This window comes from Mycobacterium kyogaense (genome assembly GCF_036946525.1).
GTDB lineage: Bacteria > Actinomycetota > Actinomycetes > Mycobacteriales > Mycobacteriaceae > Mycobacterium > Mycobacterium kyogaense_A.
Window position 1 is genome coordinate 74,758 of record NZ_JAQIIY010000006.1, and the last position, 24,508, is coordinate 99,265.

23 protein-coding genes and 1 pseudogene are annotated in these 24,508 nt (G+C 68.6%); 11 read left to right on the forward strand and 13 right to left on the reverse strand.

The genetic code is table 11. The features are described from left to right. The first annotated feature begins 159 nt into the window (after nt 1-159). Both PGN37_RS02510 and PGN37_RS02515 read left to right on the forward strand, forming a co-directional pair. Nucleotides 160-1,239 (forward strand): hypothetical protein, encoded by a 1,080-nt coding sequence (locus tag PGN37_RS02510; RefSeq protein ID WP_335329443.1) that lies wholly within the window; start codon nt 160-162, stop codon nt 1,237-1,239. A 37-nt stretch (nt 1,240-1,276) separates the two neighbouring features. After that, the gene (locus PGN37_RS02515) at nt 1,277-1,660 is read left to right on the forward strand and encodes a hypothetical protein (RefSeq protein ID WP_335329444.1); all 384 of its coding nucleotides are present in this window, start codon (nt 1,277-1,279) and stop codon (nt 1,658-1,660) included. On the opposite strand, the gene PGN37_RS02520 is transcribed toward PGN37_RS02515, so the two are convergent. The 4 genes from PGN37_RS02520 to PGN37_RS02535 are packed head-to-tail and all read right to left on the reverse strand — an operon-like array spanning nt 1,657 to nt 5,287. After that, nucleotides 1,657-2,133, reverse strand: coding sequence for a DUF779 domain-containing protein (locus PGN37_RS02520; protein ID WP_335329445.1), 477 nt, complete (start codon nt 2,131-2,133; stop codon nt 1,657-1,659). The two genes, PGN37_RS02515 and PGN37_RS02520, sit on opposite strands and share 4 nt — an antisense overlap. Before the next feature lies 1 nt (nt 2,134). Then, nucleotides 2,135-3,430 carry a helix-turn-helix domain-containing protein gene (locus PGN37_RS02525; RefSeq protein ID WP_335329446.1) on the reverse strand — a complete coding sequence of 432 codons (1,296 nt, stop codon included), beginning with the start codon at nt 3,428-3,430 and terminating at the stop codon, nt 2,135-2,137. A 23-nt stretch (nt 3,431-3,453) separates the two neighbouring features. Next, entirely contained in the window at nt 3,454-4,233 is a 780-nt protein-coding gene (locus tag PGN37_RS02530; RefSeq protein ID WP_335329447.1) for an acetoin reductase, read from the reverse strand. A gap of 1 nt (nt 4,234) precedes the next feature. Then, nucleotides 4,235-5,287 carry a 2,3-butanediol dehydrogenase gene (locus PGN37_RS02535; protein WP_335329448.1) on the reverse strand — a complete coding sequence of 351 codons (1,053 nt, stop codon included), beginning with the start codon at nt 5,285-5,287 and terminating at the stop codon, nt 4,235-4,237. A gap of 119 nt (nt 5,288-5,406) precedes the next feature. Here PGN37_RS02535 and PGN37_RS02540 point away from each other — a divergent pair, with 119 nt between their 5' ends. Continuing rightward, nucleotides 5,407-7,251, forward strand: coding sequence for an NAD(P)/FAD-dependent oxidoreductase (locus PGN37_RS02540; protein ID WP_335329449.1), 1,845 nt, complete (start codon nt 5,407-5,409; stop codon nt 7,249-7,251). 12 nt (nt 7,252-7,263) lie between these two features. Here PGN37_RS02540 and PGN37_RS02545 read toward each other — a convergent pair whose 3' ends face one another. Continuing rightward, nucleotides 7,264-8,316 (reverse strand): GGDEF domain-containing protein, encoded by a 1,053-nt coding sequence (locus PGN37_RS02545; protein ID WP_335329450.1) that lies wholly within the window; start codon nt 8,314-8,316, stop codon nt 7,264-7,266. A 93-nt stretch (nt 8,317-8,409) separates the two neighbouring features. On the opposite strand from PGN37_RS02545, the gene PGN37_RS02550 reads away from it, so the two are divergent. The 8 genes from PGN37_RS02550 to PGN37_RS02585 all read left to right on the forward strand — a co-directional run bounded on the left by PGN37_RS02550 (nt 8,410) and on the right by PGN37_RS02585 (nt 14,844). Next, nucleotides 8,410-10,440 carry a prolyl oligopeptidase family serine peptidase gene (locus PGN37_RS02550; RefSeq protein WP_335329451.1) on the forward strand — a complete coding sequence of 677 codons (2,031 nt, stop codon included), beginning with the start codon at nt 8,410-8,412 and terminating at the stop codon, nt 10,438-10,440. A gap of 1 nt (nt 10,441) precedes the next feature. Next, nucleotides 10,442-11,122, forward strand: coding sequence for an LpqN/LpqT family lipoprotein (locus PGN37_RS02555; protein WP_335329452.1), 681 nt, complete (start codon nt 10,442-10,444; stop codon nt 11,120-11,122). Then, a complete protein-coding gene (locus PGN37_RS02560; protein ID WP_335329453.1) occupies nt 11,119-11,418 on the forward strand; it encodes a hypothetical protein in 300 nt (99 codons plus the stop codon). The genes PGN37_RS02555 and PGN37_RS02560 overlap by 4 nt, the downstream gene beginning before the upstream one ends. Before the next feature lie 115 nt (nt 11,419-11,533). After that, nucleotides 11,534-12,169: an RNA polymerase sigma factor gene (locus PGN37_RS02565; protein WP_335329454.1), complete on the forward strand. Its 636-nt coding sequence runs from the start codon at nt 11,534-11,536 to the stop codon at nt 12,167-12,169. Next, nucleotides 12,166-12,408, forward strand: coding sequence for an anti-sigma factor family protein (locus PGN37_RS02570; protein ID WP_442932834.1), 243 nt, complete (start codon nt 12,166-12,168; stop codon nt 12,406-12,408). Before PGN37_RS02565 ends, PGN37_RS02570 begins: the two co-directional genes overlap by 4 nt. Before the next feature lie 10 nt (nt 12,409-12,418). Continuing rightward, on the forward strand, nt 12,419-13,315 hold the full coding sequence (locus PGN37_RS02575) for a crotonase/enoyl-CoA hydratase family protein (RefSeq protein WP_335329455.1): 897 nt from the start codon (nt 12,419-12,421) through the stop codon (nt 13,313-13,315). 102 nt (nt 13,316-13,417) lie between these two features. Further along, entirely contained in the window at nt 13,418-13,852 is a 435-nt protein-coding gene (locus PGN37_RS02580; RefSeq protein WP_335329456.1) for a hypothetical protein, read from the forward strand. Between the two features lie 26 nt (nt 13,853-13,878). Further along, entirely contained in the window at nt 13,879-14,844 is a 966-nt protein-coding gene (locus PGN37_RS02585) for an MvdC/MvdD family ATP grasp protein (protein WP_335329457.1), read from the forward strand. On the opposite strand, the gene PGN37_RS02590 is transcribed toward PGN37_RS02585, so the two are convergent. From PGN37_RS02590 to PGN37_RS02625, 8 genes and pseudogenes are all read right to left on the reverse strand, one after another. Continuing rightward, complete coding sequence (locus tag PGN37_RS02590; RefSeq protein ID WP_335329458.1) at nt 14,841-17,348, reverse strand: DEAD/DEAH box helicase; 2,508 nt, start codon at nt 17,346-17,348, stop codon at nt 14,841-14,843. The genes PGN37_RS02585 and PGN37_RS02590 overlap by 4 nt on opposite strands. Continuing rightward, entirely contained in the window at nt 17,345-18,199 is an 855-nt protein-coding gene (locus PGN37_RS02595) for a hypothetical protein (RefSeq protein WP_335329459.1), read from the reverse strand. The genes PGN37_RS02590 and PGN37_RS02595 overlap by 4 nt, the downstream gene beginning before the upstream one ends. Before the next feature lie 28 nt (nt 18,200-18,227). Beyond that, a complete protein-coding gene (gene ppk2 / locus PGN37_RS02600; protein ID WP_335329460.1) occupies nt 18,228-19,085 on the reverse strand; it encodes a polyphosphate kinase 2 in 858 nt (285 codons plus the stop codon). A gap of 73 nt (nt 19,086-19,158) precedes the next feature. After that, nucleotides 19,159-20,679, reverse strand: a complete 1,521-nt coding sequence (locus PGN37_RS02605; protein WP_335329461.1) for an aldehyde dehydrogenase family protein — start codon at nt 20,677-20,679, stop codon at nt 19,159-19,161. A gap of 60 nt (nt 20,680-20,739) precedes the next feature. Continuing rightward, nucleotides 20,740-21,250, reverse strand: a pseudogene (locus PGN37_RS02610) (mycothiol transferase). A gap of 37 nt (nt 21,251-21,287) precedes the next feature. Further along, nucleotides 21,288-22,622 (reverse strand): glycosyltransferase, encoded by a 1,335-nt coding sequence (locus tag PGN37_RS02615; RefSeq protein WP_335329462.1) that lies wholly within the window; start codon nt 22,620-22,622, stop codon nt 21,288-21,290. Next, nucleotides 22,619-23,578 carry a glycosyltransferase gene (locus PGN37_RS02620; RefSeq protein WP_335329463.1) on the reverse strand — a complete coding sequence of 320 codons (960 nt, stop codon included), beginning with the start codon at nt 23,576-23,578 and terminating at the stop codon, nt 22,619-22,621. The genes PGN37_RS02615 and PGN37_RS02620 overlap by 4 nt, the downstream gene beginning before the upstream one ends. After that, nucleotides 23,575-24,489, reverse strand: a complete 915-nt coding sequence (locus PGN37_RS02625) for a WcbI family polysaccharide biosynthesis putative acetyltransferase (RefSeq protein ID WP_335329464.1) — start codon at nt 24,487-24,489, stop codon at nt 23,575-23,577. The genes PGN37_RS02620 and PGN37_RS02625 overlap by 4 nt, the downstream gene beginning before the upstream one ends. Between the last annotated feature and the right edge of the window lie 19 nt (nt 24,490-24,508).

The window sequence follows — 24,508 nt, forward strand, 5'->3', positions numbered from 1 at the left end:
GGCGGCGCGCATGCGATCGACCGCAGACAACCTGTCGCGCAGTGGTTCTGCGTACGTGCACCAGGATGATCGATCCGGTATCGCCATCAGGGGAATCCACATCTGAGTCGCACAGTGTCTCCAACGTTGTCGCAAGTACGCGCGTGGAATGCGGAGAGCTTGGAGCTTGCAGCAACGAAATGGGAAAACGTCGCCGATCTGTGGAACGATTCGTTTCGTCAAATCACAGGGCGAGTTAACAACATTCACTGGAGCGGCGACGCTGCCGATGCAGCGCGTGCGATGGCAATCGCTGATCATCACAGGATTCGTCAACTTGCCCACACTCTTAGCACGATAGCCGCCATCGCCCGTTCTGCAGCCATAGAGATTGCCAACGCGAAAAGTGCCACCCTCGCCGCAATAGGCGAGGCACACGCCGATGCTTTCATCGTTGAAGAGGATCTGACGCTCACCGATCGACTAACAAGCGATTCGCTGGCAGAGCACCTCGACCGCGAGCAACAGCAGATAACACTGACGAAAAAGATCAAGCTACTCGCCGCTGCCTTAGCTGCAGCTGACCAGCGGGCGGCAGAACAACTGCGTCGTGCTGCAGAAGGTCTTGCGAGCCTTTCCTTGGAATCGCCCCGCGAACCTGACACCCCTGTTCAACTGGTCGACTTCCATTCTGCGCCACCGCCAGAGAAGCCCTCCTGGACGTCGCCGGACCCCCCACCGGGCGGCTGGAGCGACGACCCGATCACTCGCGCGGCTCAAAAGATCGCCTACGGTCACGCAAGTACCAAGCATTTGGCCAATGAGTGGCCGCCAGGCACAACTCGAGACGATCTGGCCAGGGAGGTGGAGCGCATGATGCGATCAAGTATCAAACCCGAAAGCGGAATGATCATCGGGCGCACTGTGGACGGCGCGCCCGCCATCTACGACCCGAAGAGCAACACCCTCCTTATTCGCGATGCGGCGGCGGGCGACGCAGGAACGGTTTTCAAGCCGACGAGAGGTCAGGCGTACCTTGCGGACAAGGTCCCCGTAAGGGTGCCGTCGTTGTCGACGTCGGACCTTGCCGATGGCCCCTACCGATCAACCGTTGAACCGCCGAGGGCGCCCCGCGTGGGGTTTCCCCCGATGGTCGGGGTGCCACCCATGGTGGATGCTCCACGCCCCGGACCGGGCGATGTGCCCGTGCTCGATGTAGATGGCCCGCCCGATGTCGGTTTACCTGGAGCCGGCAGGTGATCGCCTTCGCAACCCACCCACGTTTGAGGACTTTGTGATGAAACAAGACGTCGTAGCTATCAACCTCGCGGATGACGAACGCACGCTACTGCTTGCTGGACTGTTGGAGTTCGGCGGACCTGCCATGGGTTCCCGAGTCGTGGCTCCTATCGTCGGGGCCGCGAATCTCGACCAGTTCTTCGAACTGACCGACCGCCTGCGAGCCTCCATCGCTGCAGGCGAACCCTTGTCGGGTCTGGACTGGACACGCGCGCTGGTGCTCACGGAAATCTGTTGGGCGAGCGACGTGCTCGGTGCCGCGAGCGACTTCGGAATGAATTTGACCGATGACGGCGCGGTGAGGGCCCTCCGCTCTCTGCAGCGCAAGATCGTCACGGGCGAGCGCGTCACGCTGCTACTCGAATCAGCACGGACCGCCTAGCGCTGCGGCACCGGGCAGGCGTCGACGGCCTCGGCGACGATGCGCGTGCCGTTCGCCGAGGGCCGTTCGCCGCGTTCGTAGGACGCCCCGGTGACCACCGGCTCGTCGGCCAGTGCGGACATCTCGTCGTCGGTGAACGCGCGTCCGCGGGAGAGGAACCGCTTACCCTCGGGCGCTTCGAGGCTGAACCCGCCACCACGGCCGGATACCACGTCGATCACCAGCTGGGTGTGTTTCCACGCGTCGAACTGCGGCCCGGAGATCCACACCGGGACTCCGTCGCCGACGTCGAAGACCGCCAGCAGCACGTCGCGGTCCCCTACGATGAAGTCGCCGTCGGGGTAACACATCGGCGACGAGCCGTCGCAGCAGCCGCCGGACTGGTGGAACATCAGCGCGCCGTGGCGTCCCTGCAGGGTGCGCAGCAGGTCGGCTGCGGCGGCGGTGATGAGGGCTCGATTCGGTGCGGGCACGCTAACCATCTTTCCCCAGGCGCGCGGCCCGGATGGCCGGCGCGGTCGACGGCGGCAGCAGCGTCCGCCGGTCGGCGGGATAGCGGACCGTCAACCCGACCGACGATGCGAACCGGTAAGGCTGCGCGGCGAGCAGACCCGAGAACTGCTTGCGCAGCCGCGACATCTCGGCCCGCACCGTGACCACGCGGGTGCGATCGCCGTAGAGGTCCTCGGCGAGTTCCGGCGCGGTGCGCCCCTGCGGCGAGCGCGCCAGCGCGCAGAGGATCTCCGCGTGCCGCAGCGACAGGTCGTGACACCAGCTGCCGAACTCCCCCACCAGCCGCAGCGCCGGCTTGTCCGGATCGGCGAAGTCCAACGTCACCTGCGACACCTGGGCGGTCGCCGCGTCGTCATCGTCACCTTGGCCTCGGTCGGCGAGGCGCACCAGCCACCCGCCGGGCAGCGGCTCGACCGCGCACAGTCCCAGCGTCGCCAACCACACCCGACCCGGCCCCATCTGGTCGGGCAGCAGGATGCGGTTGTGCAGCGGCATCGCGTCGACCGCAGCCACCCAACCCTCGGTGTCGACGGCCAACGCCGGGGTGCCCATGCGGGCCAGGATCGGCGCGGCCACCGAGCGCAGACGGTTCAGCGTGCGGTCGTGCTCGGAGCGCAGGTGCGATTCGGCGAGCCGGGCGACGGCGTCGACGAGCGCGATCGTGGTCGGGTGAACGGTGGCCGCCGGCCCGGAGACGTCGACGACGCCGAGTACCTGGCCGGTGCGGGGGTCGCGGATCGGCGCGCCGGCACACGTCCAGGAGTGGTGGCTGCGCAGGAAGTGTTCGGCGGAGAAGACCTGCACGGCGCGCTGCGCCGCGAGCGCGGTGCCGATCGCGTTAGTGCCGACGGCACCTTCACCCCAGTGCGCACCTTCGACGAAGCCGAGCCGGTCGGCGTTGCTCAGCACCGCCGGGGAGCCGGAGCGCCACAGCACCCGCCCGGTCGCGTCGGCGACGACGAGGATGTTCTCGCCGTCGGCGACCAGCGACTCGAGGCCGTGGGAGATCTCGTCGAGCACCTCCATCAGTCCCGACGCGCGGCGCAGCGACTCCAGGCCGCCGGTTTCGACGACCGGGGTGTCGCTGGGTTCGACGCCCCGGGCCAGGAGGCGCTGCCACGAGTCACCGATGACCTCGCGGGGACGGGCAGGTGCGCGGTGCCCGGCCATCGTCGCGTCGTAGACAGCCGACATCAGCCGCGCGTAGCTGCGCGGATCCTCCCCGACGGCGACGGCGGGTTCAGGCACGGACGGCATCACCTGCGATTGTGCTCTCCATCTCAGCGGTAGACCAGGCCGCCGTCGATCAGCCCGGCCTGGCCGGTCATGTAGTCGGCGTCGGGGCCGGCGAGGTAGGAGACGAAACCGGCGACGTCGTCGGGCGTTTCGGCGCGTCCCAGCGCGATGCCGCCGACGAACTTGTCGTAGGTCTCCCCCTCGGCGGCGCCGGTCAGTTCGGCGAAGCGCTTGTCGATCTCGACCCACATGTCGGTGCCGACCACGCCGGGGCAGTACGCATTGACGGTGATGCCGTCGGCGGCGTGCTCCTTGGCTGCGGCCTGGGTGAGCGCCCGGACGGCGAACTTGGTGGCGCTGTAGGGCCCGAGCATCGCGAAGCCGTCGTGGCCGGCGATCGACGAGGCATTAATAATCTTGCCCGGCTTGTTGTTGCCGGTGAAGTGCGCGACCGCGGCTTGAATCCCCCACAGCACGCCGTCGACGTTGATGGCCCAGAGCTTCTTGAGCTCGTCGGGCGTGACGTCTTTGAGGGGCCCGACGAGCGCGATGCCCGCGTTGTTGACCATGATGTCCAGGCCGCCGAGTGCGCTCGCCGTGTGGTCGACAGCCGCGAACACCTGGTCGCGATCGCTGACGTCCGCGACGAACGTGGTTGACTTACAGCCGATCTCGGCGATCTCGTCGGCGACTGCTGCGATGCCGTCCTGTGTCAGGTCGACCAGTGCGATGTCGGCACCGTCGCGCGCCAATCGCAGCGCTATACCCCGGCCGATGCCGCGGCCGGCTCCGGTCACCAAGGCGACTTTTCCGTTGAGACTCATGTCAGTTCGCTCCGTTCGGGTCGACGAGAACCTTCATCTTGGTGCCGGCGTGGAGCGCCTCGAATCCCTCGTCGACGACGTCGTCGAGCGGGATGCGGGTCACCCAGCCGGTGGTGTCGTAGCGGCCGTCGGCCATCAGTGCGATCACGGCTTCGAAATCGGCGCCGGTGTAGCAAAGCGAGCCCTGGATACGGGACTCGTTCATGACGAGATTGAGAAGCGGTGTCTCGAGCGGCTTTTCATAGATCGCCACGCTGATCATCGGCCGGCGAGAGCCGATGCATGCCAGCGCGGTGCTCACCGCGGGTGCCACGCCGGCCGCGTCGAACACCGCGTCGGCCCCGGCGCCGGAGGTGTGCTCGGCGATGAAGGCGAGCACGTCGGTCGCGGTCGGATCGAGTGTCTGTGCACCGAGCGCCTCGATGGCCGCGCGCCGGGTGGGTGACGGTTCGACGACGAACACGTCCTCGAGTCCCTTGCCGCGCAACGCGAACCAGAGCCCGATGCCGATCGGTCCGGCGCCGAACACCATCGCCGTGTCGCCGTCTTTGACGTCACCGAGGGTGGCGGCGTGATAGGCCACCGACATCGGCTCCACGAGCGCGCCCAGCTCCAGCGAGACGCTGTCGGGTAGCCGGTGCAGCATCGAGGTCGGCACCACCGTCGACTCGGCCATGCCGCCGTCGGACATCAGCCCGTGGAAGCCGATCTGCTGGCAGACGTTGTAGTTGCCGGCGCGGCAGGGCCCGCACGTGTCGCACTTGTAGATGGGCTCGACGGCGACGCGGTCGCCCTCACTCCACCCGGTGACGCCGTCGCCGACGGCAGTGATGGTGCCGGAGAATTCGTGGCCCATGGTCAGCGGCAGCTGCGCGCCGGTCAGCGGGTGCGGTGAGGTCGGCACGAAGATGGGGCCGGCGTAGTACTCGTGCAGATCGGTGCCGCAGATGCCGTTGAAGCCGACCTGGAGTTTGACCGTGCCGGGGCGAACCTCCGGTTCGGCGACGTCGTCGATCTCGAGCTTGTTCGGGCCGTAGTACACAGCTGCTTTCATGTCCGCATGTCTATGTGACCGCGACCACACCGCGAAAGAGTTGCAGGGGGTTGCAGGCGGGGGTTGCAACGCTTCGCAACTCTTGTGCGCCCCGCGTGCCTGGGTGTGGTCTGGCTCACATGACTTCCACTCTCGACCCGCAGACCACCACCCTGAGCCCCCAGCAGCGCATCGACGCCTGGCTGGCCGACTTCGAGGCGGCGCTGGCCGTCCGCGACATCGAACGCGTCGCCAACATGTTCGCCGTCGACAGCTTCTGGCGTGACCTGGTGTCCTTCACTTGGAACCTCAAGACGCTCGAGGGCCGCGACCAGATCACCGACATGCTGACCGCCCGGCTCGCCGAGACCGACCCGTCGGGCTTTTCCACCAGGGAAGAACCCACCCAGGACGGCGACGTCGTCTCCGCGTTCATCCAGTTCGAGACCGCCGCCGGCCGCGGCACCGGGCACCTGAGGATCAAAGGGGACGACGGCACCGACGGCGCAGAAAAGGACCAGGCCTGGACGCTGCTCACCGCGCTGCAGGAGCTCAAGGGCCACGAGGAGCGCAAGGGCGTCAGCCGGGTCATGGGCGCCGTGCACGGCGACGACCCGGACCCGCGGTCGTGGGCGGAGCGCAAGGCCGCCGAAGACGCCGAGCTGGGCCGCACCATCCAGCCGTACACGCTCGTCATCGGCGGCGGGCAGGGCGGCATCGCGCTCGGCGCCCGGCTGCGTCAGCTCGGCGTGCCCGCGATCGTCGTCGACCGCCACGAACGGCCCGGCGACCAGTGGCGCAAGCGCTACAAGTCGCTGTGCCTGCACGATCCGGTCTGGTACGACCACCTGCCCTACCTGCCGTTCCCGCAGAACTGGCCGGTGTTCGCCCCCAAGGACAAGATCGGCGACTGGCTGGAGTTCTACACCCGCGTGATGGAGGTGCCGTACTGGTCGAAGACGACGTGCCTGTCCGCCACCTTCGACGAGGCCGAGGGCCGCTGGACCGTCGAGGTGGACCGCGACGGCGAACGCCTCACGCTGCACCCGACGCAGCTGGTTCTCGCGACCGGCATGTCGGGCAAGCCCTACGTGCCCACCGTGCCCGGTCAGGACGTCTTCCGCGGCGACCAGCACCACTCGTCGCAGCACCCCGGCCCGGACGCCTACGCCGGCAAGAAGGCTGTCGTGATCGGCTCCAACAACTCCGCCCACGACATCTGCAAGGCGCTCTACGAGAACGGCGTCGACGTCACGATGGTGCAGCGGTCCTCCACTCACATCGTCAAGTCCGACACCCTGATGGACATCGGTCTGGGTGACCTGTACTCCGAGCGGGCGCTGGCCGCGGGGATGACGACCGAGAAGGCCGACCTGACGTTCGCCTCACTGCCGTACCGGATCATGCACGAATTCCAGATCCCGCTGTACGACCAGATGCGGGAGCGGGACAAGGAGTTCTACGACCGCCTGGCCGCCGCCGGTTTCGAATTGGATTGGGGCGCTGACGGTTCCGGACTGTTCATGAAGTACCTGCGGCGCGGCTCGGGCTACTACATCGACGTCGGCGCCTGCGACATGGTGGCCGACGGCCGGATCAAGCTCGCCCACGGTCAGGTCGACCATCTGACCGAGGACTCGGTGGTGCTGGCCGACGGCACCGAGCTGCCCGCCGACGTGGTGGTCTACGCGACGGGATACGGCTCGATGAACGGCTGGGCCGCTGATCTGATCGGCCAGGACGTCGCCGACAGGGTCGGCAAGGTGTGGGGCCTGGGCAGCGACACCCCCAAGGATCCCGGGCCGTGGGAGGGCGAGCAGCGCAACATGTGGAAGCCCACGCAGCAGCCCAACCTGTGGTTCCACGGCGGCAATCTGCACCAGTCCCGGCACTACTCGCTGTATCTGGCGCTGCAACTCAAGGCACGCCACGAGGGCTTGCCCACCCCGGTGTACGGACTGCAGGAGGTGCACCACCTGAGCTGAGTCAGGGGCGGGTCAGGCGGCTGCCGAGCGGCGGATCTGGTTGCCGCCGGCCCGCTTCGCCTCGTACATGGCCATGTCGGCCGCGGCGATGACCCGCTCGATCACCGTACGGGTGTCGGCGGCCGGGTCGGCTACCGCACCACCGGCGACGCCCAGGCTGGCCGTCACATGCCACGGGTTCGACGCGATGGCCGAGCACAGCCGCCGCGCCAGCAGGTCCATCTCGGAGGGCAGGCAGGCCTGGGCCACCACGAACTCCTCGCCGCCCACGCGCGCAGCGATGACATCCGGCCCGCATGCCGTCCGCAGCCTGTCGGCCACGTCGACCAGAACGCGGTCGCCGATCGCGTGGCCCAGCGTGTCGTTGAGGCGCTTGAACCCGTCGAGGTCGATCATCACCACGCTGATGCATCCTGCGTCGCTGATCAGTGCGTGCGCCGCGCGCCGGAACCCTCGCCGGTTGGTCAGCCCGGTCAGCGGATCGGTCGACACGGCGTCGTTCCACAGCAGCCGCACCAGGATCTGACCGCCGATCGGCACGGTCAGCAGCCCGCCGGTGGACATCAACAGCGTGGCCACCCCCAGGGCCGCGTCGCCGGCCACCGCCATCCGAACCGCACAGATGAGGGCGGTGCCCAGCGCGATGCCGACGGTGACGGCGAGCTGGCGGGGGCTGTGCGCCGAGGCGACATAGGCCGCCAGCCCGACGAACGCCCAACAGGTCAGCAGCCCGGCGTGCGGGTCTTGCTGGGCCAGGGCGACGACGGCAAGGGCGGCGCTGCCACCTACCGCGAACACCGCGGACTGACGTCGGGTGGGCCACCGCCGGGCGTACGCGACGGCGACACCGGCGAACCCCGCGGCGGCCACCAGCACCGCGCCTCGCGCGACCCCGTGCGGGCCGGCGGGACTGACCGTCGTCAACGCCACGGCGACGGCGAGCACCGCCATGATCGTCGCCATCACCGACGAGGAGATGCGCAGCAGACGCCGTGACGCGAGGTAGCCCGTCAGCCACTCATAGCGGTCGGGCTGCTGCCACCACTGCCGAATGTGGTCCACCACCGCCCCCGATTCTCACCTGGGGCGATAGTACCGAGCACGCCGGTTGCCGCGACCGATTCGAACGCCGCGTGCGCAGGTGCGCAGAATGGGGGCGTGACCAATCCCCCGCAGACGGACGATCCGTTCCTCTGGCTCGAGGAGATCACCGGCGACGACGCGCTCGCCTGGGTGCGCGAGCACAACGATCCGACGATCGCCGAGCTGGGTGGCGAGCGCTTCGAGCAGATGCGCGCCGACGCCCTCGGTGTCCTCGACACCGACACCCGGATCCCCTATGTGCGCCGCCGCGGCGAGTTCCTCTACAACTTCTGGCGCGACGCCACGAATCCGAAGGGTCTGTGGCGCCGCACCACGCTCGAGAGCTACCGGTCGGAGACGCCGGAGTGGGACGTGGTCATCGACGTCGACGAGCTCGCGCGGACCGACGGGCAGAACTGGGTGTGGGCGGGTGCCGACGTCATCGAACCCGATCATGGGCGCGCCCTGGTCAGCCTCTCCCGGGGCGGGTCGGACGCGGCGGTGGTGCGGGAATTCGACATGGCGACCCGATCTTTCGTCGACGGTGGGTTCGAGTTGGCCGAAGCCAAGTCGCAGAGCAGCTGGGTCGACGAGGACACCCTGCTGGTCGGCACCGACTTCGGGGAGGGGTCGCTCACCGAATCGGGCTATCCGCGGCTGGTGAAGCGGTGGTCGCGCGGCACGCCGCTCGAGGAGGCCGAGACGATCTTCGAGGGCGACCCGGCCGACGTCCTCGTCGCGGCGTCGGCGGATCGCACTCCGGGCTTCGAACGCACGTTGATCAGCCGCGCGCTCGACTTCTTCAACGAAGAGGTCTACGAGCTTCGAGGTACCGAGTTGATCCGCATCGACACCCCGACCGACGCCAGCATCTCGATCCACCGCAGCTGGCTGTTGATCGAGCTGCGCAGCGACTGGCACTACAGCTACGGAGCCGGTACCCAGCACTATCCCGCCGGTTCGCTGCTGGCCGCCGACTACGATCAATTCCTCTCTGGCAGCTCGGAATTGACGATCGTGTTCACCCCGGACCGGCACACCAGTCTGCACCACTACGGCTGGACGCGGGACCGGCTGGTACTCGTCACACTCGCCGACGTCGCCAGTCACGTCGCGGTGGTGACCCCCGGCTCGTGGACCAGCGAGCCGATGGCCGGACTGCCCGAGAACACCACTGTGTCACTGGTCGGCGTCGACCACCAGGGTGACGAGATCTTCTGCGACTGTTCAGATTTCATCACCCCGTCGCGGCTGCTGTACGGATCCGCTGGCGGTGCCCTCACCGAGATCAAGCGGGCGCCGTCGTTCTTCGACGCGGCCGACCTCGAGGTGACGCAGTACTTTGCGACGTCCGACGACGGGACCGCGGTGCCGTACTTCGTGGTGGGGCACCGTCACGCACCGAGCGCCGGACCGACGCTGCTCGGCGGGTACGGCGGTTTCGAGGTGGCCCGCACCCCGTACTACGACGGCGTGCTCGGCCGGCTGTGGCTCTCCCGGGGCGGCACGTACGTGCTGGCCAACATTCGCGGCGGAGGCGAGTACGGGCCGACGTGGCACACCCAGGCGATGCGCGAGGGCCGCCACCTGGTCGCCGAGGACTTCGCCGCCGTGGCACGGGATCTCGTCACGCGCGGCATCACCACGGTGGACCAGCTGGGCGCCCAGGGAGGCAGCAACGGCGGGCTGTTGATGGGCATCATGCTGACGCAGTACCCGGAGCTGTTCGGCGCGCTGGTGTGCAGCGTGCCGCTGCTCGACATGAAGCGCTTCCACCTGTTGCTCGCCGGCGCCTCCTGGGTGGCCGAGTACGGCGACCCGGACGACCCGGACGACTGGGAGTTCATCTCGAAATACTCTCCCTATCAGAACATTTCGGCGCAGCGCCAGTATCCGCCGGTGCTGATCACCACCTCGACGCGCGATGACCGCGTGCATCCCGGTCACGCACGGAAGATGACCGCTGCGCTGGAGGAGGCCGGGCACCCGGTGCGGTACTACGAGAACACCGAGGGTGGACACGCGGGCGCGGCGGACAATCCGCAGATCGCGTTCCGCGCCGCGCTGATCTACGAATTCCTGCTGTCGACCCTGGGAGGGAACTGACGTGACGATCGCCCGATCGGCCGGTGCGGCGCTACTGGCGGCCTTGACAATCCCGGGGCTGCTCACCGGATGTGGCCGGGAGGTCACCGGCACCGCGGTGACGGCGGCCGGACGCGCCCCCGCCGCCGGAAGCTCGCCCAGCACCACCCCGGGTGGGGGCGGCGGCGATGATTCTCAGTGCGCCAGTGTCACCGCACCCCTGGTCGACATCCCGCAGAAGAATCCCCGCGAACCGCAGCTGCGCGTCCCCCAACCGCAGGGGTGGGAGCGCAACACGATGATGGACAACCAGATCATCCGGTTCGCGATCGTCGCGCAGGATCTGATCGCCAACCAGTTCGCCCCCAACGCGGTGGTCACCCTCGAGTCGGTGCGCGGCAGTGCCGATCCCGACACCGTGTTCGAGCAGAACCGGTCCAACCTGACCACGATGATGGGCGCTTTCGACCTGCAGACCGAGAGCAACACGACCTGCGGATTACCCTCGGAGACAACGACATACACCGCGCCGGCGATGGGCCCGGCGCCGGAGCGGCCGATCATCATGCACGCCGTCGTCGCGCAGGGGCCGTCGGCCACCTACCTGGCGACACTGACGGTGCAGACCACCGATCCGACCAACCCCACCTATGTGCGCGACTCGGGAGAGATCGTGGACGGCTTCCAGTTGCTGCTGCCATGACGACCTCGGAGGTCCTGCTGATCGTCGGTGCGGCGCTGGTGCTGGCCGGCATCGCCGCACCCGGTTGGGATACCGCGCGCCTGGATCGCCGGGCGGTCAAACGCCGCATCTACTGGGCGGGTACCGGCGCCGGCATCGTGGTGCTGTTCCTCGCGGGACTTCCCGACCTGCAGAGCGCGCTGGCGCTGGCCGCCGCCGGGACCGTCCTGACGCTGGGCTGGGCCTACTTCCGCACACCGAACATCGTGATCGGCGGCCGGGTCCGGTCGGCGGACCCGGAGATGCGTGACCTGTAACGCCTGCGATCCGGACGGGCACTACACGTGATGGTGTTCCCGTCATCTCGAGAGAGGCCGGCCGCCTCGCTTCGGGACGCCGCGGTGTGACGTGCTGGGTTACGATCTCGCGGACATGACCGCCACTTCCGCGGACGAGGCCGCCATCGTCGCGGCGCTGCGGGCCCGCGACGAGATGACGTTCGCGGCGCTGGTCGACAAGCACACTCCGGCGATGCTGCGGATCGCGCAGGGCTACGTGTCGTCCCGAGAGGTCGCCGAGGACGTCGTGCAGGAGGCGTGGATCGCGCTGCTCAAGGGCATCGACGGCTTCGAAGGCCGGTCCTCGCTACGCACGTGGCTGTTCACGGTGCTCATCAACATCGCCAAGAAGCGCGGAATGCGGGACCGGCGGGAGTCCGACGCCCAGATCGCGGCCTACACCGGCGGCACCGTGCACCCGGCGCGGTTCCAGGACGGCGACGAGCGCTGGGCGGGTCATTGGCGCGACGGCGAGGAACCGGTGCCGTTCCCCGAATCGCCCGAGGGTTCCGTGCTGAGTTCGGAGTTGCTCACCCTGACCCGCGAGGCGCTCGACACACTGCCCGAACGCCAACGCCTCGTGGTCACCCTGCGCGACGTCCTCGACGTCGATTCCGCCGAGGTGAGCCGGCTGCTCGACATCACGCTCGCCAACCAGCGGGTGCTGCTGCACCGCGGACGGACAGCGATCCGGCAGGTTCTCGAGGATTACGTGAGGGACGTGACGTGAGCGGGCACGGACCGATGGACTGCTACGAGCTGGTCGACTTGATCACCGCCTACTTCGAGGGCGCGCTCGACGCCGTCACCCAGACGCGATTCGAACAGCACCTTGCGGGCTGCGACGGCTGTCTGACCTACCTGCAGCAGTTCCGCACCACCGTCCGCACCCTGAGCGTCCTCTGCGACGACGACGTCGACCCGCCGCTGCGCGACCGCTTGCTGGACGCCTTCCGCGACTGGCGCTAGAACTGCTCAGATGAGCCAGTTCCAGACGGTGCTCTACCGCACCGAACCGCCCGTCGCGACCATCACGCTGAACCGCCCCGACCGGCTCAACACCATCGTGCCGCCGATGCCCGACGAGATCGAGGCCGCCATCGGGCTGGCCGAACGAGACCCGGCCGTCAAGGTGATCGTGCTGCGCGGGGCCGGACGCGCATTCTCGGGCGGCTACGACTTCGGCGGCGGGTTCGACCACTGGGGCGAGGCGATGAACACCGACGGGCGGTGGGACCCCGGCAAGGACTTCGCGATGGTCAGCTCCCGCGAGACCGGGCCGACGAGCAAGTTCATGGCGATCTGGCGGGCGTCCAAACCGGTGATCGCGCAGGTGCACGGCTGGTGTGTCGGCGGGGCGAGCGACTACGCGCTGTGCGCCGATCTGGTGATCGCCAGTGACGACGCGGTGATCGGCACACCGTATGCCCGGATGTGGGGCGCCTACCTGACCGGTATGTGGCTCTACCGCCTGAGTCTTGCGAAGGTGAAGTGGCATGCGCTCACCGGCGAACCGCTGACCGGAAAGGAAGCCGCCGCAGTCGAATTGATCAACGAGTCGGTGCCGTTCGAGCAACTCGAGGCGCGCGTCGCCGAGATCGCGGCCCGGCTCGCCGCGATTCCGCTGTCGCAACTGCAGGCGCAGAAGCTGATCGTCAACCAGGCCTACGAGAACATGGGGTTGGCGTCGACGCAGACGCTCGGCGGCATCCTCGACGGGCTGATGCGCAACACCCCAGATGCGCTGCGCTTCGTCGACACCGCCGAGCGCGACGGTGTGCGTGCAGCCGTCGAGCAGCGTGACGGGCCGTGGGGTGACTACAGCCAGGCGCCCCCGGACCGCAGACCCGACCCCTCCCACGTCATCGAGCCCTGAAAGTCAGGTAGTGCACTACGCGGGTGCACGTGCCGTCCGCAGTCGATTCTCGTGGGCGGGCCCGGCGCGACCGGGACGTTCACTCACACGAGGAGTACTGCCATGACGAACACACCGCTCAAAGGCCTGCTTGCCAGCGATGCCGACGGCGAGGTCCGGATCAACGTGCCCGGAGGCACCTGGGTGATCCAGCGGACCGACATCGAGCGGCAATCGGACTGGCCCAACCCCACATTGGCCCCGTCGGCGGCGGGGGATGCCGGCACGCCCGTCGAGGTGGTCGTTCGCCCCGGTGCGTCGATCGGCTGGCTGCAGACCTTGACGATCGAGTCACTCGAGCGGCCGATGACACTTCCCGACCACTACCGCAACGTCGTCGGCTCCGAGGACCTCTCCCGCCAGAGCGAGGAGTGGGGTCGTAGCCATGGCTTTGCCTACGACCGGGTGGTGACGGCGGAAGCGGGCCACACGTCCGTGAGCTGCTGGGACGATCCCAGTGGGTTCGGCGCAGTCTGCCAAGGCGACGACTGCAAGTAACGCCCACCGCCGACGCCACCACGCTCATGACCACACCGGTACTCATCATCGCCCACGAGATGGACCTTCACGCTGCCGCAGTGACCTCGCACCTACGTGCGCATTTCGGAGTTCGACCGCTGCGAATCGACATGGCTGAATTCCCCTCAACCACAGCCAGCTTCACGTCGACGCGCAGCAGTCACGCACACGATTGGGGCGCGGTCGATCTCGATTCCGTGCGTGCCGTGTGGTGGCGTCGGCCGGCGCGCAGCGCGCTGGAACGCAGCATCGATCCGGATACCGACGCCTTCCGGCAGGCCGAATGCGATCACTTCGCCGAGGGGCTGCTCTGGTCGCTCGACGCGGTCTTCGTCAACGACCCCGGCGCGCAACACCGCGCCGACCGCAAGCTGGTGCAACTCGCCACAGCCCGGGGAGTCGGTCTCGCGGTGCCCGACACCGTCGTCACCAACGACGCGTCAGTGGCGGCAGACTTCCTCGCAGGACTGCCGGGCCGGGCGATCTACAAGCGCACCGGAACCGGCGGAGCGTTCAGTGAGACCCGGTTGGTGACATCCGGTGACCTCATGCGCCTGCCGGCGATCGCCAGCTCTCCCACGACTTTCCAGGAATTCATCGACGGCGCCTATGACCTGCGCATCGTGTGGATCGCCGGCGTGGCGTGGGCGGTGCGCATCGATTCCCAGAGCGGCGCCGGGTGGGTGGACTCGAGGATGGACAACTCGGTCGCCTTCACCCCCTATGACCTCGACGACGACGTCACGGAGTCGCTGCACCAGCTGATGGGTCGCCTGGGGCTCGCGTTCGGCGTGATCGACCTCAGGGTGTCGGCCTCCGACGGACGGGCGTACTTCCTGGAGGTCAATCCACAGGGCCAGTTCGCTTACCTGGAGATCAAGACGGGCCTGCCCATCACCCGCAGTCTCGCGGGCCTGCTGGCCGACCCGGCGCGCGCGAGGGGACGCGAAAAAGCCGCGCTGGTCGGCTAATCCATCCGCCCCACGTCCACCACGCGCAGTACCGCGACGCCCTCTTCGTCACTCATCCCGAGGTCGATCTCGGCGTCGATGCCCCAGTCGTGGTCGCCGGCCGGGTCGTCGAGGATCTGGCGCACCCGCCACACGTCGGTGCCTCGCTCGATGAGCAGCAGCGCCGGGCCCCGCGCGTTCGGGCCGATCCCGACGTCGGCGTGCTCGTCGTAGTAGTCGTCTCCGACCTCACGCCAGTGCTGCGCCGTCCATCCCGAGCCACTGTCCAACGCGCCCAACTCATCCCAGCGCTCCCGGGCGAACAGTTCGACGCGCCGGAACAGCGCGTTGCGCACCATCGCGGTGAACGCCCGCTCGTTGCCCGTCACCGGCCGCGGCCGCACAGGCACCGAGACCGGCGCGTCGAGCGGTTGGTCGGGGCTGGTGAGCTGCTCCCACTCGTCGAGCAGGCTCGAATCCACCTGCCGCACCAGCTCGGCCAGCCATTCGGAGATGTCGGTCAGTTCCTCGGTGCGCGCCGCGACGGGCACGCCGGAGCGCAGCGCCTTGACCGCGTCGGACAGATACCGCAGCACGGCCCCCTCCGACCGCGTCAACCCGTAGACGCTGACGTACTCGCGGAACGTGTATGCGCCTTCCCACATCTCGCGCACCACCGACTTCGGTGAGAGCGCCCCGTCAGCTGCCCACGGGTTGGTCTGCAGGTAGATCTCGAAGACTCCGGTCAGCAGCTCGTCGAGCGGTTTCGGGTAGGTGACGTCGTCGAGCAGTTCGATGCGTTCCTCGTACTCGATACCTTCGGCCTTCATCGCCGCCACTGCCTCACCCCTGGCCTTCTTCAGCTGCGCAGCCAGGATCTGCCGGGGATCCTCGAGCGTCGCCTCGATCACCGACACCACGTCGCGCGCATAGCTTTCCGCGCCGGCGTCGAGCACGTCGATGGCAGCCAACGCGAACGTGGACAGCGGCTGGTTCAGGGCGAAATCGCGCGGCAGGTCGACGGTCAGCCGGTAGCGGCGGCCGTCGTCATCAGGCACCGGCATCCGCTCGACCACACCGGCCTGCAGCAGTGACCGTGCGATCCCCACCGCCTCGCGGATCAGCCGCAGCTGCCGCTTGCGCGGCTCGTGATTGTCGGTGAGCAGCCGGCGCATCGCCTCGAACGGGTTGCCGGGGCGGTCGACGACGTCGAGGATCATCGCGGTGAACACCCGCATGTTGCTGGTGAGCGGCTCGGGCGCGGCCTCCACCAGCCGTGTCATCGTCTTCTCGCTCCACGGCACCATGCCTTCGGGCACCTTGCGCCGCACCAATTTTCGACGCTTCTTCGGATCGTCGGCGACCTTGGCGAACTGCCGAAGGTTCTCCACCTCGTGGTCGGGGGCCTGCACCACCACAGTGCCCGCGGTGTCATAACCAGCCCGGCCCGCGCGCCCGGCGATCTGATGGAACTCGCGCGCGGTGAGCAACCGCGTGCGTGTGCCGTCGTACTTCGACAACGCGGTGAACACCACGGTGCGAATGGGCACGTTGATACCGACGCCGAGCGTGTCGGTGCCGCAGATGATCTTGAGCAGGCCGGCTTGGGCGAGCTGTTCGACCAGCCGACGGTACTTGGGCAGCATGCCGGCGTGGTGGACTCCGATGCCGTGGCGCACCAGTCGCGACAGCGTGGCACCGAACGCCGTCGAGAATCGGAACGCGCCGAGATGCTCAGCAATTGCCGCTTTTTCGGCCTTGGTGCTGACGTTGACGCTCATCAGCGCCTGCGCGCGCTCCAGCGCCGACGCCTGGGTGAAGTGCACGATGTAGATCGGCGCCTGGCGGGTGTCGAGCAGGTCGCCGATGGTCTCGTGCATCGGTGTCGTCGCATACGAGTAGAACAGCGGCACAGGACGTTCGGCATGGGCGACCAGGGCCGTGGGCCGACCGGTGCGACGGGTGAGATCCTCCCGCAGGAACGTGACGTCGCCGAGTGTCGCCGACATCAGAAGGAACTGTGCGGCAGGCAGTTCCAGCAGCGGTACCTGCCAGGCCCAGCCGCGGTCGGGGTCGCCGTAGAAGTGGAACTCGTCCATCACGACCACGCCGATATCGGAGCCGGCGCCTTCGCGCAGCGCCGTGTTCGCCAGCACCTCGGCCGTACACACGATGATCGGCGCAGCCGCGTTGACCGCGGCGTCGCCGGTCAGCATGCCGACGTTCTCCGCCCCGAAGACGCCGCACAGCGCGAAGAACTTCTCGCTCACCAACGCCTTGATCGGTGCGGTGTAGTAGCTGCGCCGCCCGGCCGCCAGCGCGGCGTATTGCGCTCCGGTCGCGACGAGGGACTTGCCCGATCCGGTCGGTGTCGCCAGCACGACGTTGGCGCCGCTGACGAACTCGATCAGCGCCTCCTCCTGCGCGGGGTAGAGCGGGGTGCCGGCAGCCTCGGCCCACGCCGCGAACGCGGTGAACAGCTCGTCGGGATCGGCGCCGGTCGGCGGGACCAGCGGGCCGCTCATCGCGGGTCGGGCCGGCGCAGCGCGGCACCCGCGGTCGCGCCCAGGACACCGACGACGACGAGCCCGATACCGGCGATCAGGGTGATGTTGAGCCAGTGATGTGCGCTGTCCTCGGCGGTGCGCACCATCACCTCGGCCACCGTGCGGATGTCGCCGGTGGTGCGGTTGACCGCCGCGTCGACGAATCGCCGGCCCATCTCGATCCCTGCCCAACCGGCGGCGCCGACCAGCAGCGCCGACACCCCGAGGGCGCACAGCGCGCGGCCGCGCGAGCGGGCGGCCGCCAGGGTCAGCAGAGCCAGCAGGCCGGTCAGCACCGCGGCGCCGATGCTCGCCCACGGCCCCCAGGTGGCCAGCGGCCGCAGCTTGCCGGGGCGCAGATCCGGCGATTCGACGGTGATGGGGACCGTCAGCGTCGGGGGCACTGCGAGATCGAGGGAGCCCAGCGTGGCGTGGAACGACGGGTCCGACAGCATCGGCGCGATGTCGATCAGCCACCGGTCCGTCGAATTGCCTTCGGGCACCGCGCCAGTGAACATCCACCGGTGCGCGATCCGGTTGGCCTGGGCGAACTGCCCGGGGAACCCGGAGTTGCGGGTGTAGGAGTCGGCGACCGTGCGGACCAGCTGCGGGTTGAGCTGGTAGCCGTTCTCGCCGCCGAGCGCGATGATCTGGGTGGTCAGCTCGCCGGCCATCGCGTCCTGCAGCCGGGAATCACCGGCCGCGCGGGCGGCCAGGGCCGCGTACCCGTCCTCGTCGACGATGTCGCGCTGCGCCCATCCGGCCGGGACCGCGACCGCCAGTGCGAGCGTGGTCAGCAGCCACAGCATCAGCGTGGCGAGAAACCGCACCGGGCGTCCTCCTGTCGGGACGCGTGTGTCAGTCGCCCAGCGCGCGTCCCACGATCAGCGGGTCGGGCCGGCCGACCACCTCGTGGTCCTTGTTGTCGTAGTCGAATTTACTCAGCACGTAGCGCATCGCGTCGATGCGGGCGCGCTTCTTGTCGTTGCTCTTGACCACCATCCACGGCGCGATCTCGGTGTCCGTCCAGGCGAACATGTCCTCTTTGGCCGCGGTGTAGTCGTCCCACTTGTCCAGCGACGCCAGGTCGGTGGGCGAGAGTTTCCACTGCCTCACCGGGTCGACCTGCCGGATGGTGAAGCGGGTGCGCTGTTCGGACTGCGTCACCGAAAACCACAGCTTGGTCAGGCTGACGCCGTCGTTGACCAGCATCTGTTCGAACAGCGGGGCCTGCCGGATGAACTCGGCGTGCTGCTTGGGCGAGCAGTAGCCCATGACGCGTTCGACGCCGGCGCGGTTGTACCAGGACCGGTCGAACAGCACGATTTCCCCGGCGGCGGGCAGGTGGGTGACGTAGCGCTGGAAGTACCACTGCGTCTGTTCCTTCTCGGTGGGCTTCTCCAGCGCGACGACCCGGGCGCCGCGCGGGTTGAGATGCTCCATGAAGCGCTTGATCGTGCCGCCCTTGCCCGCGGCGTCGCGGCCCTCGAAGACGATCACGTGCCGGTGGCCGTGGGCCTGGCTCCACTTCTGCAGCTTCAGCAGCTCGATCTGCAGCAGCCGCTTCTGCTCTTCGTACTCCGCGCGCGACATGCGGTCGTCGTAGGGGTAGTTCTCCCGCCAGGTGTCGACGGGTTCGCCGCTGGGCGCCAGCACGAGCACGGGGTCGTCATCGTCGTCGTCGATCACGTGGTAGCCAGAGCTGTCCAGAGTCACCGGGCGACGCTAACCAGCCCCGCCGTCCGGACGGTGACGGCGGGGTGAACGCCCGGTGGACTATGTGGCTGCGTTACTTGGCGATGCGCTTGGGCCGGATCAGCGCCAGCTTGGTCATCATCGTGTTCATCCGCTTGAGCGCACGCGCAGAGTTGTTGTAGTAGTTGCCTCCGGCGCCGACGGCGGTGCGCGGGCTGACGACGGTCTCGATGCGGCAGTACTTGCGCAACCCCTCTGGCCCACCGAAGCGGGCACCGATGCCCGAAGTCTTCCAGCCACCCATCGGCGCGGTGGTGCACATCAGGTTCGAGATCACGTCGTTGATGTTGACGCCACCGCAATCCAGTTGCAGCGCAATCTCTTTGGCGCGCTCGACATCGCGGGAGAACACCGCGGCGGACAGTCCGTAGGGGCTGTCGTTGGCCAGCCGGACCGCCTCGGCCACCGAGGCGACCTTCATGATCGGCAGCGTCGGACCGAACGTCTCCTCCGTCATGGCCGCCATCGAGTGGTCGACGTCGACCAGCACGGTGGGCTCGTAGAAGCTGCCGGGACCGGGCCGGCGCTTCCCGCCCGTCAGCGCCCGCGCACCCTTGGCGAGTGCGTCGGCGACGTGGCGTTCGGTGACGGCGACCTGGCTGTCGTCGATCATCGCGCCGAAGTGATTCCCCTCGCCGGCACCCATCTGCAGGTTCTGCACGTCGCGGACCACGGCGTCGACGAACTGGTCGTAGACCGGCTCGAGCACGTACACCCGCTCCACGGACACACAGGTCTGCCCGGCGTTGAACATCGCACCCCACACCGCGGCATGAGCGGCCAGCTCGATGTCGGCATCCTCGAGCACGATCATCGGGTCCTTGCCGCCGAGCTCCAGGCTGACGGGGATCAGGCGGCGGGCGGCCCGCTCGGCCACCTTGGCGCCGGTGGCGCTGGAGCCGGTGAACTGGATGTAGTCGCTCACGTCGATGACGGCCTCGGACACCTCGCGCGCCCCCTGTGCCAGGGCCAGCACGTCCGGCGCGCCGGAGTCGAGCCACCCGCGCAGCAGCAGTTCAGCCGTCAGCGGGGTGCGCTCGGAGGGCTTGAGAAGCACCGCGCAGCCGGCGGCGAGCGCACTGATGGCGTCCATCAGTGCGTTGGCGACGGGATAGTTCCACGGCGCGATGATCCCGACGACCGGGCGGGGCCGATAGTGCACCTCGATCTTCTTGATCGACAGGAACGGCAGCGCCGCCGGGCGGGGGTCCGGCGCGAGCGCCTTCTCCATCGTGCGCACGTAGTACGACAGGATCATCAGGATCAGCGGCACCTCTTGCGCCGCGTCGGTCGCGGATTTCCCGGTCTCGGCGATCAGCAGCTCTTCGATCTCGGCGCGGTGGCGGCCCAGCCACACCGCGTAGCGGGCCAGCACCTTGGCCCGGCCGGCAGCGCCGCGGGCCTCCCATTCACGCTGCGCCTCGCGCAGGGCGGCAGCGATGCGGGGCACGTCAGCGGCATCTGTCCAGCGCACCTGACCAGCCAGTGCGCCGGTGGCGGGGTTGGTGATAGTGCCGGTGCCGGTGAAGGGCGTGACGTCGGAAGTCGCAGTCATGACCCCCACTCTAACGAGCGGTGTGACGCACGTCGCACGCGGGGTTGACAGGTGTCAAGTTCAGGTGGCGATGCCCCGGATGTAGGCGGCCTGCCCGAGGTGCTGAGCGGCGTCGTCGATGATGCTGACCAGGCGCGCGCTCGCCGTCACCGGCGGGGTCCAGCGCTTGTCGATCACCCGGGCCAGGTCCTCTTCCGACACCGACGCGACGAAGGCCAGGCTCTCGGTGGACAGCGTGGTAGTAGCCGGAAAGCAGGTCCGCCGACGCGCGCACCTTGGCCACGTCCTCCGGAGTGTGGCCGTAGCCGTGGGCGTCGCGCGGTAGGTCGAGCGCGAAGCGGTCCACCCAGCCTTCGCGGAACCACACCTGCTCGATGCCCGCGATGTCGCAGAGCTGAGCGTCCTGGATCCGGGCGCTGTGCCACAGCAGCCACGTGATCGTGTTGGCCTCCGGAGTCGGCCGGTAGTAGGCCACCTCGTCGGTCAAACCGTCGGTCAGATCGTCGGCGTGCTCGATCAGACGGGTGAACGAGTCACGCAGGAGCTCGCGGGCAGCGTCGATGTCGGCCATGTCGCCCAAGCTACGCCCGCCCTCGGACAGGAGGTGCTCACCAGGACAGGTCGGATTCGGCGTCGCTGATGGTCATCCCGAAGGCGGCGCCCGAGAAGCGGTGCGTGGCACCGAACGCGGCCTGGCTCTGCCACCGGGCCTGCCGGTGCAGCGCCCACGACGCCCGGCACACCACGGCCGCGGCGCCTTCGGTGACGTGCACCTCGGCGACGTCCGGTTGACCGCAGGCGCCGACCAGGGCGGCGACGCCCTGCGCGGACAGGACGGGCCGGCCCGTCACGGTCACCACGAACCGGGTCCGGCGGCGGATGTCGTCGGGCACCGGCCCGATGCGGATTCGCCTGTCCTCCAGATGGGCTCGGCTGCAGAGCGATTCCGCGTCCGCGCCGGTGACCCAGATGCCCACGTCGTGGGCGAGGAAGCCGCTGAGTGCGGCCACCAGCGAACCCAACCCGTGACCCTCGGCATCGAGTTCGACCGCCACGTCGGGGATCTCGTAGCGGAGGCCATGGGTGCGCGCTGCCGGATCGGTGATCAACCGGGCCAGCGCGAGCGCCTCGGCGTTCTTGGCGGCCGCCCTGCCCGCCACCTCACGACCCGCCCAGTCCGGCCCGTTGTGCCAGGCCACCGCTCGACGCGCGTGGTGGAACACCGCACCGCAGACCCCGGCCCGGTGGGCGAACTCCCAGTCCTCACCGCCGTACTCGGAGAACGACTCGTCGAAGCCCCCGCAGTAGTCGAACAACTCCCTGCTGCAACACATCACAGAGCTGATCACGTATCGATAGGCGGTGTGGTCGGCGGTCGCGAGGTCCCCGGTGCGCGCGTATGCATCGGCAAGCCAGCGCGGCTCCTCGAGCACCACCGGGCTGCGCTCCCCCGCCCACCATCGCGCCACGTCGGCCGCCGCCCACCCGTCGAGGTCGGCATGTCGGCGACGGCCGACGACCAACGCATCCGGTAGCAGCGACGGCAGTCGCGAAACATGCTGCAGATAGCCAGGTTCCGGCAGGGTGTCCGCATCGAGGAAGCACAGGATCTCGCCGTCGGTGGCGGCCGCACCGAGGTTGCGCGCCGCCGCGGCGCGGAATCCGCGGTCAGGCTGTCGGACCACGGTGCAGCGCGTCGCCGTCGACGAGATGTCGGGCGGCACAGCAGAGCCGTCGTCGGCGACGACGACGTCGAACAGGTGCGCGGGGTAGTCCTGGAGTTCCAGCGCCGCGAGCAACCGGTCGAGATCGTCCTGCTGGTCGTAGAACGGCACGACGACGCTGATCGTCGTCTCCCGTCCAGGCTTGCCGGCCAATGCATCCCACCGATTGCCGACCACGCAGAATCTGCCGCCGGACAGCGGGAACACCTGCGGCGTCATCGGTGCCATCTGTCGAGGAACGCGTGGTAGGCATGCGCGGTGTCGGTCGGTGTCGGTCGCGGCGTCACACCGTGCACCAACCAGGTGGACTGCGGATCGTCGAATGCGTTGTGGATCGCCGATCGCAGTCCGTGGGGTGGATACAGCGTGAGCATGCCAGGGTTCCGGTCGGCGACCTCGCGGGTGTACCGGTTCGTCGCGACCAGCGGGCGACGCGCCGCCGACAGCCATGAGCCGAGAGAACCGGAGGCCGAGACGTGGGTGTGCGCCACGACCGGCACCGTGATCCGCTGCAGCACGTCGACCAGCTCGTCGTCGCCCACATGTCCCGTCACGTGAAACCGTCGTCCCTGCTCGGCGGCGCGGTCCGTCAGGTCGGCCACCAGGTCGTCGTGCCCGGCCGAGGGCTCGCCGACGGCGTGGACCTCGACATCGGAGGGTAGATCAGCACAGGCCGCCATCACCTCCTCGTGCCCCTTGCCGGGGTAGAGAAAACCGAAGACACCGATGGTGCACGCTCCTGCGGGGCGGCAACGGACGGGTGCCGGCGCGTCGATCGGCAACGGGATGACCGAGACGGTCGAGACGTCGACGCCGATGTCCCGCAACAGGTCTCGCTCGTGTTGACTACACACCGCCACTCCGGCCGACCGTGCGATGACGTCGGCGTAGGCCGCCGCTCGCCTGGCGGCGTTGCGACCGTCGGAGGGTTGGGGCAGGTCGTGCAGGGTGACGGTGACGCGGGTGCGGTGAGCGATGGTCGCGACGGCACCCGCCGCGGCCTCGGGGCTGTCCCCGAAGAGCCGGTCGGTGAACTGCAGGTGCACGCCGCCATCGGGGGGCGTTGGCGGTATGCCCGCGACATCGGGCGACCACACCTGCGGGACGGGGAGCGCGAGCCCGAAGCGGACCACGCCGTGATGCCGTGGACCCACGAGAAGCTGCGTCACCGTCACGCGGACCTCGTGAGCAGACCGAGTGAATCCATGACGTTTCCATGACGCTGGACCGCCAGATCGCAGAAGTCGCGGTTGTCGTCGTACCACCGCAGTTGTGCGGTGTGGACGTCCTGGGCGGAGATGGTGGTGCTGTGCTGACACCAGTCCGGTCGCGGCGTCCCGGTGACTCCCAGCGCGTCGAGCACCCGTGGCTGCAGCGGCGCGGTCACCGAACTCAACAGGACGGTGTCGACGGGTATCGCGGTCGCGGCCACGTCCAGGTGGTCGAGGATGCGTTGGGCCAGCGCGATCAGCACCGGATTGCCGGGGTGGTTGATCGTGTGTGCTGCGTCGACACCGAAGCCCGCCAACAGATCTGAGATGCCGACGTCACAGTCCCTGGCTTCGCGCATCGCCAACTCGTCGCGACTGAGAGCGGCCACCGCACGGATCTGTTCAGCGCTGACGTCGACGTCCCACGGATCGTCCGGCGAGCGCCCCGCGCGCGCCGCCGCGATGGTCCGCAGGTCGTGATACGGCACCACCGGCGGTGTCAGCGAGCGGTCGGCGGGACGGCGCACGATCACCTGGAAGGGATACAGCCCGGCGTAGCGGATCACCGGCCAGCGCACCACCCGCGCACCGGGATCGAGTCGCTCGGCAAGCTGGCGCGTCCCCACCGGAAGGTCGCGGTAGTCGGGCCGGATCGGCTGACTGAGCAGCACTGCCGCCCGTCCGAGGAGTTCGTTGAGGTGCGGCAGATCCCGTTGTGTCAGTTCGTGAACCGGCGGAATGCGCACCGTCTGATATGGCCGTGCCGGCACGCTGTCGAGCACCCGGCGCAGCGCCTCGGCCTGGCAGTTCCCGACCACCAACCAGAGCGGCTCGTCGCGCGGAGAGCGCTTCGCGGGCGAGCTGAAGAAGTCCACTCCGCGAGGTTACGTGTCG